The sequence below is a fragment of the Actinomycetes bacterium genome (assembly GCA_036510875.1).
In the GTDB taxonomy this organism is placed as follows: domain Bacteria; phylum Actinomycetota; class Actinomycetes; order Prado026; family Prado026; genus DATCDE01.
Genome location: DATCDE010000072.1, coordinates 1 through 12,327, shown reverse-complemented (window position 1 = coordinate 12,327; position 12,327 = coordinate 1). Strand labels below are relative to the sequence as shown.

At 69.4% G+C, this 12,327-nt stretch carries 11 protein-coding genes; 9 read left to right on the top strand and 2 right to left on the bottom strand.

The features are described from left to right. Positions 1-309: 309 nt before the first annotated feature. The 5 genes from VIM19_03965 to VIM19_03945 all read left to right on the top strand — a co-directional run bounded on the left by VIM19_03965 (position 310) and on the right by VIM19_03945 (position 5,453). Positions 310-1,167: an ATP-binding cassette domain-containing protein gene (locus VIM19_03965; protein ID HEY5184064.1), complete on the top strand. Its 858-nt coding sequence runs from the start codon at positions 310-312 to the stop codon at positions 1,165-1,167. Continuing rightward, complete coding sequence (locus tag VIM19_03960; protein ID HEY5184063.1) at positions 1,167-2,348, top strand: ABC transporter permease; 1,182 nt, start codon at positions 1,167-1,169, stop codon at positions 2,346-2,348. The genes VIM19_03965 and VIM19_03960 overlap by 1 nt, the downstream gene beginning before the upstream one ends. A gap of 238 nt (positions 2,349-2,586) precedes the next feature. Then, positions 2,587-4,008, top strand: coding sequence for an argininosuccinate synthase (gene argG, locus VIM19_03955; protein ID HEY5184062.1), 1,422 nt, complete (start codon positions 2,587-2,589; stop codon positions 4,006-4,008). A gap of 121 nt (positions 4,009-4,129) precedes the next feature. Then, the gene (locus VIM19_03950; protein ID HEY5184061.1) at positions 4,130-5,059 is read left to right on the top strand and encodes a wax ester/triacylglycerol synthase domain-containing protein; all 930 of its coding nucleotides are present in this window, start codon (positions 4,130-4,132) and stop codon (positions 5,057-5,059) included. Continuing rightward, positions 5,031-5,453, top strand: a complete 423-nt coding sequence (locus VIM19_03945) for a WS/DGAT domain-containing protein (GenBank protein ID HEY5184060.1) — start codon at positions 5,031-5,033, stop codon at positions 5,451-5,453. The genes VIM19_03950 and VIM19_03945 overlap by 29 nt, the downstream gene beginning before the upstream one ends. A gap of 23 nt (positions 5,454-5,476) precedes the next feature. On the opposite strand, the gene VIM19_03940 is transcribed toward VIM19_03945, so the two are convergent. Next, positions 5,477-7,903, bottom strand: coding sequence for an excinuclease ABC subunit UvrA (locus VIM19_03940; GenBank protein HEY5184059.1), 2,427 nt, complete (start codon positions 7,901-7,903; stop codon positions 5,477-5,479). A gap of 344 nt (positions 7,904-8,247) precedes the next feature. Between VIM19_03940 and VIM19_03935 the strand changes: the two genes are divergently transcribed. The 3 genes from VIM19_03935 (at position 8,248) to VIM19_03925 (ending at position 11,527) form a co-directional block, all read left to right on the top strand. Further along, positions 8,248-8,613, top strand: coding sequence for a VOC family protein (locus VIM19_03935; protein ID HEY5184058.1), 366 nt, complete (start codon positions 8,248-8,250; stop codon positions 8,611-8,613). A 319-nt stretch (positions 8,614-8,932) separates the two neighbouring features. Continuing rightward, a complete protein-coding gene (locus VIM19_03930) occupies positions 8,933-10,495 on the top strand; it encodes a 4-coumarate--CoA ligase family protein (GenBank protein HEY5184057.1) in 1,563 nt (520 codons plus the stop codon). 258 nt (positions 10,496-10,753) lie between these two features. Then, positions 10,754-11,527, top strand: coding sequence for a class I SAM-dependent methyltransferase (locus tag VIM19_03925; protein HEY5184056.1), 774 nt, complete (start codon positions 10,754-10,756; stop codon positions 11,525-11,527). A gap of 82 nt (positions 11,528-11,609) precedes the next feature. On the opposite strand, the gene VIM19_03920 is transcribed toward VIM19_03925, so the two are convergent. After that, positions 11,610-11,810 carry a hypothetical protein gene (locus VIM19_03920; protein ID HEY5184055.1) on the bottom strand — a complete coding sequence of 67 codons (201 nt, stop codon included), beginning with the start codon at positions 11,808-11,810 and terminating at the stop codon, positions 11,610-11,612. A 95-nt stretch (positions 11,811-11,905) separates the two neighbouring features. Here VIM19_03920 and VIM19_03915 point away from each other — a divergent pair, with 95 nt between their 5' ends. After that, positions 11,906-12,100, top strand: a complete 195-nt coding sequence (locus VIM19_03915) for a hypothetical protein (protein ID HEY5184054.1) — start codon at positions 11,906-11,908, stop codon at positions 12,098-12,100. Positions 12,101-12,327 lie beyond the last annotated feature (227 nt).

The window sequence follows — 12,327 nt, the reverse complement described above, 5'->3', positions numbered from 1 at the left end:
GCGCCGGCTGAGTACTCCTCCCTGCACCAGGCATGCGCTCGCGCTGGCCGTCCGGGGCATCCTGACGATCCAGCCACCTCGACACGTGTGACTGCCTGCGCGTTTGGGACGAAGCGCCCTACCGCGTCGATCGCCGGTCCGGTCGAATGAGGAACCGGCGCGCGGGCGGGTGTCCCGAGGTCAGGGGCAGGCCTGCGCACCGCTGGAACCGTGGTGAGGGGTGACCCGCTGAGAGTGTCGAGGCCGACCGCTGGATTGCTGATCCGTGACGTCGTGCATCTGTTCGGCGACCGGGCAGCCCTTGACGGTGTGAGCTTCGACGTGGCGCCCGGGGCGCTGACAGGACTGCTGGGGCCCAACGGCGCTGGGAAGACGACCCTGATGCGGGTGATGCTCGGGGTCTTGGACCAGAACCGTGGCGAGGTGCGGTTCGACGGTCATCCGGTGGATGAGCAAGATCGCCGCGACTGGGGGTACATGCCGCAGGAGCGTGGGCTGTACCCGGGGATGCCGGCCGGGGACCAGGTCGTCCATTTCGGCCGGTTGCACGGCCTGTCCCGCCGCGACGCGAAGAGCAGGGCGGGCCTGCTGCTGGAGGAGCTGGGCCTGGCCGATCGGTGGGCCGAACGCACCGACAAGCTCTCCGGCGGGCTTCAACAGCGCCTGCAGCTGGCCACCGCCTTGGTGCACGACCCCGATGTCCTCGTTCTCGATGAACCGTTCAGCGGTCTGGACCCGGTGGCCGTGGCGAGCCTGTCGCAGACCCTGCGGCAGCGTGCCCACGACGGCTGCACGGTGCTGTTCTCCAGCCACCAGCTCGACCTGGTGCAAGACCTCTGCGAAGACATCGTCATGGTCGACCATGGGCGGGTCGTGCTCCAGGGCACCCTGGCGACACTGCGCGCCTCGTCCGGGCGTCGGCAGCTGCGGCTGCACGTGGACTCGCCCAACCATGACTGGCTGGCTGCTTTCCCCGGCCTCAGCGTCGTCAGCGACGAGGCCGACGAGCTGCGCCTCGCCCTCCCGCCCGGCGCCGATCCGCTGGCGGTGCTCGATGCGGCACGAGCCGCGGGCCGGGTCGACGACTTCGGGCTTGATCTGCCCACCCTGTCGCAGCTGTTCCTCGCCGCGGTCGAGGCGACCGCCGACCAGGCGGGGGCGAGCTGATGAGCACCTGGTGGCGCGGGACCCGCCTGGTCGCCGAACGCGGCCTGGTCGAGAACCTGCGATCCCGCTCCCTCAGGATCGTCACCGGGCTGCTGCTGCTGCTGTCGGTTGCCGCTGTCTTGGTGCCGCAGATCCTCGCCAACCGCGGCACCACGTACACGCTGGCGACCGTCGGACCTGCCCCGGCCGAGCTGGTCGCAGTGCTGCACGCGGCCGGCAAGTCCGCCGACTTCGAGGTCACGTTCGTCTCCCGGGAAGACGCTGGCGCGGTCCGGGAAGCCGTTCGCGACGGTGCCGCCACCGCCGGGCTGGCCGGAGGGGCCCTGTTCACCTCGGCCACCTCGACCGGACCCTTCCCGGTGGTGGTCTCCCAGACCGTCGTCGCCCTGGAGACCTCGCGCCGGCTGGCCGAGGCCGGGCTGAACCCCCAGCAGGTGGCCCGCATCCAGTCGGTGCGACCCCCCGAGCAGATCCCGGTCAGCCGGGTCAGCAACCCAGGACGGGCTGGAGTCGGATTCGCCGTCGGGATCATCTTGTACCTGGCGCTCACGTTCGCCGGGAACTCCATCGCCACCACGGTCGCGATGGAGAAGTCGACCCGCATCTCCGAGGTGCTGCTGGCCGTCCTGCGGCCCAGCCAGATCCTCGTCGGCACCGTCGCGGCGGTCGGTACCGTCACCCTCGCCCAGCTGCTCATCCTCGCCACGCCGCTCGCCGTCTCTGTCAAGGTCACCGACACGATCGGGCTGCCCGCAGTGGCTGCCGGTGACCTCACCCTCGCCCTGGCGTGGTTCCTGCTCGGCTTCGCTCTCTACGGGTTCCTGTTCGCCGCCACAGCTGCGCTCGTCAACAAGATCACAGAAGTCAGCTCAGCGGTCCTGCCGGTGACCACCATCCTGGTCGTCGGCTACCTGCTCGCGATCATCGTCGTCAACTCGGACCCATCCAGTGCCTGGAGCATCGTCATCTCGCTCTTCCCGCTCACCGCACCGCTGGCCATGCCGATCCGGTGGGCCGCCGGCGAGGTCCCCCTCTACCAGCTGCTGCTCGCCATGACGCTGACCGCCGCCACCGCCGTGCTGCTCGTGGCGGTCGCCTCCTCCATCTACCGGCGCGCACTGATCATCACCGGCCACCGGGTGAGACTGCGCGAGGTGCTCGGCGGGCAAGCCGCCACCTGATCCGCCCCCGAGGTGCCGCGACGTGCCGGCGGCAGGCTTCTGCACGCCCAGGCAGTGGGACGTGACCTACCCACACTTCACCGAGGCCTCGAACGGCTGCCGACCTGGATGAGGCGTCGCAGTCGAGCTGCCCAGCGATGAGGACCTAGGTGCTGTCCACCGAAAGCGGAGACCGGCCACGGCGGACTGACCGGGGGCGGCGGAGAGCGCCGCCGGGGGTCGGCCCTAGTCTTACCGGGTGTCAAAGGTCCTGACCCAGCTGCCCGCCGGCGAGCGCGTCGGCATCGCCTTCTCGGGAGGTCTCGACACCTCCGTCGCCGTCGCGTGGATGCGAGAGCGCGGGGCTGTCCCGTGCACCTACACCGCCGACCTGGGCCAGTACGACGAGGACGACATCGCCTCGGTGCCGAGCCGCGCCATGCAGTACGGCGCCGAGATCGCGCGTCTCGTCGACTGCCGCGAGGCCCTGGTCGAGGAGGGCCTCGTCGCCCTCACGTGCGGCGCCTTCCATGTCCGCACCGCTGGCCGCGCCTACTTCAACACCACCCCGCTCGGGCGCGCCGTCACCGGCACCCTGCTCGTGCGCGCCATGCGCGAGGACGACGTCGACATCTGGGGCGACGGCTCGACCTTCAAGGGCAACGACATCGAGCGCTTCTACCGCTACGGCCTGCTCGCCAACCCGGCCCTGCGGATCTACAAGCCCTGGCTCGACTCCGACTTCGTACACGAGCTCGGCGGCCGTGCCGAGATGTCCCAGTGGCTCGCCGGGCGAGGTCTCCCCTACCGTGCGAGCAAGGAGAAGGCCTACTCCACCGACGCCAACATCTGGGGCGCCACGCACGAGGCCAAGACCCTCGAGCATCTCGACGAGTCGATGGAGATCGTCGAACCGATCATGGGCGTGCGGTTCTGGGACCCTGCCGTGCCCATCGACACCGAAGACATCACCATCCGCTTCCGCGAGGGACGCCCGGTCGAGATCAACGGCCGGACGTTCGCCTCGCAGGTCGACCTCGTCCACGAAGCCAACACGATCGGCGGCCGGCACGGGCTGGGCATGTCCGACCAGATCGAGAACCGCATCATCGAGGCCAAGAGCCGCGGCATCTACGAGGCCCCCGGCATGGCCCTGCTGTTCGTCGCCTACGAGCGACTGCTCAATGCGATCCACAACGAGGACACGATCGCCAACTACCACGCCGAGGGACGCCGCCTGGGCCGGCTGCTCTACGAGGGCCGCTGGCTGGACCCGCAGGCGCTCATGCTCCGCGAGAGCCTGCAGCGCTGGGTCGCCGGGGCCGTTACCGGCGAGGTGACGCTGCGCCTGCGCCGCGGCGACGACTACACGATCTCGCGCACCTCGGGCCCGGCCCTCTCCTACCACCCGGACCGGCTGTCAATGGAGCGCACCGAGGACGCCGCCTTCGGGCCGCTCGACCGGATCGGGCAGCTCACCATGCGCAACCTCGACATCACCGACACCCGCCAGAAGCTCGAGCTCTACGCCGGCCAGGGCCGGCTGCACGGCCACGCAGAGCTTGTCGGGAGCATCCAGCCGGGACAGGCGCAGGCGATCGCCGAACGCGACGAGAGCATCGAGGAGGAGGCCGAGGTCGAGTCGCTCGACGCCGCCGCGATGGAGTTCGGCGCCGACTGACCGCTGCAGGGTCCCAGAGCGGGTCTCCTCACTCGTGTCCGCTCCGCGTGGTGCGGGGGCTCAGCGCACCGCTGGCGAACGACCCTTCCGCCGTTCGGCTACGGGCCGCACAGTCGGAAGGGTGATCGAGCGAGCCACGCCGAACGACTTGATGCAGCTGGCGTCTGACGTCGGACCCGTGCCGATGCAGATCGCCGGGGTGCTCGTGCTTGAGCCGAAGGTGGGTTGGGACGTTGCTGCGGCCAGCGAGCTGGTGGCCCAGCGTCTGGCCCGCGTGCCGCGGCTTCGGCAGCGGCTGGTTCGCGCTCCAGTCGGCTGTGGACGAGCGCACTGGGTCGACGACCCCGCCTTCGACCCGCACCGGCACGTGGACGTGATCAGGTGCCCGGCGCCCGGAGACGAGGCCGCGCTGCTCAGCACGGCGCTCGCCCTCGTCGCGCGGCGGTTGCCCCGGGCGCGACCGCTGTGGTCGGCGACGTTCGTCTCCGGCCTTGAGCATGGACGGATCGCACTGGTCGTCGTCCTGCACCACGTCGTGGCCGACGGGCTGGGTGGTCTGGCCATGCTCGCCGGCCTGGTCGACGGCGGATCCGATGAGGGACCCGAGGAACGCCGACGACCCCGTGCCGCGCCGTCCCGGCGCGCGCTGGCCTCGGACGCCTGGACGGATCGGTTGAGCGCCCCCGCCAGAGTGCCGGCCCAGCTGCGGCGGCTCCGCGCGGCTGCGGCCCAGCTCGGCGCGTCGCGGTCGGCTGCCGCCCCGCACACGGCACTGAACCGACCCACCGGGTCTCGACGCGCGATCCGTGTCGTCAGCGTGGACTTGGCCTCGGTCGTCGACGCCGCCCATGCCCACGGTGCGACGGTGAACAACGTCGTCCTCACTGCAGTCACCGGCGCGCTCGTGGCACTGCTCGCCGGACGAGGAGAGACGCTGCCGAGGCTGGTCGTGTCGGTACCCATGTCGGCACGAGCCACGACCGGCCCGGTCGAGGTGGGCAACCAGGGTGGGCGCCGTCCCGGTGTCGTTGCCGACCAGCGGACGCCCTGAAGAGCGACTGGCGGCCGTCGCAGCCATCACCCGGGCCCACAAGACGCAGACGCCGGGCGCGTCAGCGGCGCTGCTGCAGCCTGTCTTCCGCGCGTTGGCAGCGGCGGGCCTGCTCGGCTGGTTCGTCAACCACCAGCGGCTGGTCAACACGTTCGTGACGAACCTGCGCGGGCCAGCCAACCCGATGACGTTCATGCGGGCGCCGGTGACCGCAGTCATCCCGGTCTCCGGCATCCAGGGCAACGCCACGGTTGCCTTCGCCGTGCTGTCGTACGCAGGAGCCCTCACCATCACTGTGATGGTCGACCCAGACGTCGTCCCGGAGCTGCTCGAGATCAGCACGGCGCTGCTGGCCGAGCTCGGCGAGCTCACCGGCGCGGACTGTCGGCGCTGACCCCCCGAGGTGCCACACGGACGTCAGGCCGGCGTCCGCCACCGGTTCAGCACGTCGCTTCCGGTAGTCCCGACGTAGGCCGCGAGGTGCTCGCCGGTGAGGGTGGAGCGGGCGGCGACGAGGTCGGCGGGTGTGCCCTCGAAGACGATCCGGCCACCGTCGTGGCCGGCACCGGGGCCGAGGTCGATGATCCAGTCGGCATGCGCCATGACCGCCTGGTGGTGCTCGACGACGATGAGCGACTTCCCGGAGTCGACGAGCCGGTCGAGCAGGCCGAGCAGCTGCTCGACGTCGGCGAGGTGCAGGCCGGTGGTCGGCTCGTCCAGGACGTAGACGCCACCCTTCTCGCCCAGGTGGGTGGCCAGCTTGAGCCGCTGTCGCTCACCGCCGGACAGCGTCGTGAGCGGCTGCCCGAGGCTGAGATAGCCGAGCCCGACGTCGGCGAGCCGTCCGAGGATGGTGTGCGCGGCCGGTGTACGCGCCTCGCCTGTGCCGAAGAACACCTTGGCCTCGGTCACCGGCATCGCGAGCACCTCGCTGATGTCGCGGCCCCCGAGCCGGTACTCCAGCACCGACGCCTGGAACCGCCGGCCCTCGCACTCCTCGCAGACCGTCGTGACCCCCGCCATCATCGCCAGGTCGGTATAGATGACGCCGGCGCCGTTGCAGGTCGGGCACGCGCCCTCGGAGTTGGCGCTGAACAGCGCCGGCTTCACGCCGTTGGCCTTCGCGAACGCCTTGCGGATCGGGTCGAGCAGTCCGGTGTACGTCGCCGGGTTGCTGCGCCGCGAGCCCTTGATCGCCGCCTGGTCGACCGAGACCACCCCCACCCGGCCCGACACCGAGCCGTGGATGAGTGAGCTCTTCCCCGACCCTGCCACGCCGGTCACCACCGCCAGCACGCCGAGCGGGATGTCGGTGTCGACGTCCCGCAGGTTGTGGGTGCTGGCGCCGCGCACCTCCAGCACCCCCGACGGCGTCCGCACCGACGGCTTCAGGGAAGCGCGGTCGTCCAGGTGCCGCCCGGTGAGGGTGCCGCTGGTCCGCAGCCCCTCGACGGTGCCCTCGAACACCACCTCACCGCCGGCAGTGCCTGCACCGGGGCCCAGGTCGACGACGTGGTCGGCGATCGCGATCGCCTCCGGCTTGTGCTCGACGACCAGGACGGTGTTGCCCTTGTCGCGCAGGCGCAGCAGCAGGTCGTTCATCCGAACGATGTCGTGGGGGTGCATGCCGATCGTCGGCTCGTCGAAGACATAGGTGACGTCGGTGAGGGAGGATCCCAGGTGACGGATCATCTTGGTGCGCTGCGCCTCGCCGCCGGACAGCGTGCCCGACGGCCGCTCGAGGCTCAGGTAGCCGAGCCCGATGTCGACGAACGATTCGAGGGTCTGCTGCAGCGCCGCCAGCAGCGGTGCGACCGACGGCTCGTCCCTCCCTCGAACCCATTCGGCGAGATCGCTGATCTGCATCGCGCAGGTGTCCGCGATGTTGAGACCGTCGATCCTCGACGACCGAGCCGCCGCGCTGAGCCGGGTGCCGCCGCACTCAGGACAGTCGGTGAACGTCACCGCCCGCTCAACGAAGGCGCGGACATGCGGCTGCAGTGCGGCGACGTCCTTGGACAGGAACGACTTCTGCATCCTCGGGATCAGGCCCTCGTAGGTCAGGTTGATGTTGTCGACCTTGATCTTGGTCGGCTCCTTGTGGAGCAAGTCGTGCAGCTCGGTCGTGGTGAACTCGCGGATCGGCTTGTCTGGGTCGAAGAAGCCGCAGCCGCTGAAGATACGTCCATACCAGCCGTCGACGCTGTAGCCGGGGATCGTGAGCGCACCCTCGTTGAGGGACTTGCTGTCGTCGTACAGCGCAGACAGGTCGAAGTCGGTCACGCTGCCCATGCCCTCGCAACGCGGACACATGCCGCCGGTGATGGAGAAGTCCCGTCGCACCGCCTTGCTGGACCCACGCTCGACGGTGATCGCCCCGGCACCGTGGGCCGAGGCGACGTTGAAGGAGAACGCCTGGGGCGAGCCGATGTGCGGCTGCCCGAGCCGGCTGAAGATGATCCGCAGCATCGCGTTGGCGTCGGTCGCGGTGCCGACGGTGGAACGGGCGTTGGCGCCCATCCGCTCCTGGTCGACGATGATCGCCGTCGTCAGCCCGTCGAGCACATCGACGTCCGGCCGCGCCAGCGTCGGCATGAACCCTTGCACGAAGGCGCTGTAGGTCTCGTTGATCATCCGCTGCGACTCCGCGGCGATTGTGTCGAACACCAGCGAGCTCTTGCCCGAGCCGGAGACGCCGGTGAACACCGTCAGCCGGCGCTTCGGGATCTCGACGCTGACGTCCTTGAGGTTGTTCTCGCGTGCGCCATGCACGCGGATCAGATCGTGGCTGTCGGCCACGTGCAGCGCAGGCGACTCGGTGTCCGTCCTCGTGGCCTTGCTCATCGTGTCTCCATCGCTCACAACGCTCGTCGTGACCGCCCCGGATGCCGTTGACGGGCGGGGTGGTCCGGCAGTATGTGCTGCCTCAGTATCGAGCCGCTGACCCGCTTGGCACCAAGCAGGGTTCAGCGCCAGGCGACATGGCACCTCAGAGCGCGGCGCGGCGATCCTGCGTTCTATGACACCTGCGCGCTGCACCGGCCATTCGCCCACTCCCGAAGCAGCAACCTGTCAGGACCGCATGCGATGCTCTTGATCGCCGCCGGGCGCTCAGTCGGGAAGGAACGCGCCTTCGGTCCGAACAGCACACCCTTGACGATCTCGAGCCACACCGAGGAGCCAGCACGATGGACATGCGCCTGGAGCTCGTACCCCTTCCCACGACCGACGTAGACCGAAGCAAGCAGTTCTACGTCGACCGGGTGGGATTCAACCTCGACCACGACATCCAGCCCGGCAACGGGATGCGGGTCGTCCAGTTGACTCCTCCCGGCTCAGCGTGCTCGATCGTCGTCGGGGTGGGCATCAGTGATCCCGACGCCGGGCGCGTCCTCGGCCTGCACCTCGTGGTCGACGATGTCGAGGCGGCCCGCACAATGCTCTTGGGCAAGGGCGTCGACGTCTCAGGGGTGAACGACATGGGAGGCGTCAAGTACGCGTACTTCAGCGACCCGGACGGGAACTCGTGGGCACTCCAGGAACTCCCCGGGTAGCCGACGTCGTCGATCTCCCGTCGAAGCCGATCACGCTCACCGTTGGGGCGGCCAAGATCGCCCTGCCAGCGCATCCGGCGTAGCGCCGAACGCCGCAAGCCAGATGTTGGCCGAGGCCGCCCGATCTCGGTCAGACACGAAGTGCAGGACATGGCCGGAACGGCGCTACTGGGGGCAGGTACCGGTCGGCGATCACAAGGACCATCGGAACCACAGGACCGTGGGTGACTGAGGCCACGGGCCGGAATGGGGTGGCGGGAGCCGGCCGCGGCCGACAGAATCTGCGCACGCACGCGTCTTGTCGACCGAGGAGAGCCCGATGATCCACGCCAGCCTGCTGCCGGACGTCGAGATCCCGGATGTGCCGCTGACCGAGTACGTCCTGCTTGCGGCGGAAGGTCTCGGCGACAAACCCGCTCTCGTCGACGGTCCCTCGGGTCGGACGCTGACCTACGCGCAGCTGTCTGGTGCGGTCCGGTCGCTGGCCGGGGGGTTGGTCGCGCACGCCTTCGCCAAGGGCGACGTCGTCGGGCTCATGGCGCCCAACCTGCCCGAGTTCGCGGTGGTGTTCCACGGGGTGGCCATGGCCGGCGGGGTGATCACCACGATCAACCCGACGTACACCGAGCGCGAGGTGCACCACCAGCTGCTCGACTCGAACGCCCGGATGCTCATCACGGTGACACCCTTCCTGGACGTCGTCGTCGCGGCGGTGGCCGGCACCGGCGTGTCCGAGATCTACGTCATCGGTGACCCCCCCGAAGGCAGCGATGCCCGGCCGCTTTCGGAGCTGATGGGCCCGCCCCTGGCGGAGCAGGTGCCCGTCGCACCGGACGACCTCGTCGTCCTGCCGTACAGCTCAGGCACGACCGGCCTGAACAAAGGGGTCATGCTCACCCATCGCAACCTGATCGCGAACATCGCACAGGTGCTGGTCCCGGCGCAGGTCCGTCCCGACGAGAAGTTCATCGCCGTGCTGCCCTTCTTCCACATCTACGGGATGCAGGTGCTGATGAACACCGGCCTTCGCGCTGGCGCGACAATCATCACCATGCCCCGGTTCGACCTGGAGCAGTTCCTGCAGCTGCACGTGGACCACCGCATCACCCGGTCGTTCGTCGCCCCACCCATCGTGGTGGCCCTGGCCAAGCACCCGCTCGTGGACAGCTACGACCTGTCGGCGTTGGAGCAGGTGTTCAGCGGTGCGGCGCCGTTGTCCGCCGAACTCGCGGTCGAGGCGGGTACCCGGCTCGGCTGTGAGGTGGTTCAGGGCTACGGCATGACCGAGATGTCCCCGGTGTCCCACCTGACCCCGCCAGGGCAGTTCAAGCCAGGTTCGGTCGGGCTGACCGCGCCCAACACCGAGCTGCGCATCGTCGACCCCACCTCCGGGGAGGACCTCGGGGTCCACGCCGATGGCGAGCTGTGGATCCGCGGTCCGCAGGTGATGAAGGGCTACCTGAACAACCCGACGGCAACCGCCAGCACTCTCGATGCCGGCGGCTGGCTGCGCACGGGCGACATCGGGCACATCGACGCCGACGGGCACGTGTACGTCGTAGACCGGCTGAAGGAGCTGATCAAGTACAAGGGCTTCCAGGTGCCACCCGCCGAGCTGGAGTCGCTGCTCCTCACCCACCCGGCCGTCGCGGACGCCGCCGTCGTGGGCCGCCCGGACGACGAGGCCGGTGAGGTCCCGGTCGGCTACGTGGTCCTCAGGGACGGCCACCAGGCCACCGAGGACGAGATCAAGGCGTTCGTGGCCGACCAGGTGGCCCACTACAAGCGTCTCGGCGAGGTCCACTTTATCGACGCCGTTCCTAAGTCGGCGTCCGGCAAGATCCTGCGGCGGTTGCTGCGCGACGCCCCTGTCGCCGGCTGAGCCGTCGACTCTGCCGGGCGGCACGGCCGCACCGAGGTGCTCCGGGTGTCCGTGCGCACACACGCCTGGCCACCTGGCCACCATAGTCGGCGCCGTCGAACTGGGCCGGGATGGGAGACCCGACCTAAGCGGTCGCCTGACTAGGACTGCGCGCTGGTCGAAGAGGCCGGTGAATCCGCTCACCGCAGGCTCCCCTCAGCCGGTTGTCGTGGACGACTACTGGACCGAGCGCAGCAGGTGGTCCTCTAGCCTGCGACTGTGGGCGATCGGGAGCAGGACGACGACCTCGCACGCAACCGCGACCTATGGTCCGTTCTCAACGAGCAGTTCACCGACTCAGCCGCCGATAGCGCCTGGACCGCCGACGACGTGCGGTGGGGGTTGTTCGGCGTTCCCGATCGCGACCTCGGCGCGCTCGACCACGTCGAGGGGCTCGACGTCGTCGAGCTCGCATGCGGCACGGCGTACTTCTCGTCCTGGCTGCGCCGACACGGCGCTCGCGTGGTCGCTCTTGACTTGTCGTCCGACCAGCTGCGTACGGCACAGCGCTGCCAAGAGACCTACGGTCCCACGTTCCCGATCATCCAGGCCGACGCGCAGCGGGTGCCGTTCGCTCCCGCGCGATTCGACCTGGTGCTGAGCGAGCATGGGGTCGCGGCCTGGTGTGATCCCGAGCTTTGGGTGTCCGAGGCCGCCCGGATCCTCAGGCCGGGCGGGCGACTGGTGTTCCTCACGAACAGCCTGCTGTCAGCGCTGTGCGTCCCTGCCAACGAGGGTCCAGCCGGCGACCGTCTGCTGCGGGGCCAGCGCGAGACGTACCGGATCGCGTGGTCGGGCGGCGGCGTCGAACGGCACCCATCGCACGGCGACTGGATCGGCGTTCTGCGCCGCAATGGCTTCGTCGTCGACGCGCTTCACGAGCTCTACGCGCCCCCGGGATCGGCCGACCACGAGTACTACGACATCGCCACTGCCGAGTGGGCGTCAAGGTGGCCGGCCGAAGAGCTCTGGGTTGCCCGGCTCGCCACCTGACGGTCGACCTCACGCATTGAAGATCTTCGCCTCCCCCGCGGGCTCGAGATGACACCTGCTTGGGGAATCCATGACACGGCCCTCAGAGTGCTCGCCCGGGGTTGTCGTCCTTGACGGCCCGAACAGCCCCCTCGTGAAAGCCCTGCGCTCGCGCCAGCAGCCCCATCAGGACCCAGAGGTCCTCACCCGGCTCACCTACCCGTTCGACGGCCTCCCGACCGGCAGCCAGCAGTCGGTCGCTGGATGCTTCTGCCAGGGAGACAGCGGTCGGGAGCTCAGTCATCCCGAGACGCTCCAAGACCCCGGCGTTGGGGGGTTCTAGTTCGGCCATGTGCTCAGCATGTCGACCCCAGGAGTGCTCAGAGGACGAACCCGCGCATGGCCCGCCCCGGGGGCCGTGTCAACAACCAGCACCGATGGAAGGGAGGTAACAAGGTGCTTAGTTTCATCGTCCTCATGGCGTTCCTCGGCGTGGCCGGGTTCCGCTTCACGCAGTCCAACTACCCCGTCGTAGAGGCCATCGTCATCAGCACGACCGGGCTGGTCATCGCGGAGGGTCTGCTCGGCCACTGAAGGAGAGGCGCGGGGACGGTCCGCATGGGCCGTCCCCACGTCCACCCACCGGGGAGGGCGGCTGCGGCTGGTCCAGGCCCGCTGACGGCACGCGGCCGAACCGTGCCTCCAGGGCCGGCCCTAGCTCGGCTGGGTAGTGGGCGCGGAGCAGCTCGTGCACGCTCGCCCTGGTGCCATCCTTGTGCCATGGACTCGCTCCCTATCTCTCCGAGCTGCGTGACCAGCCT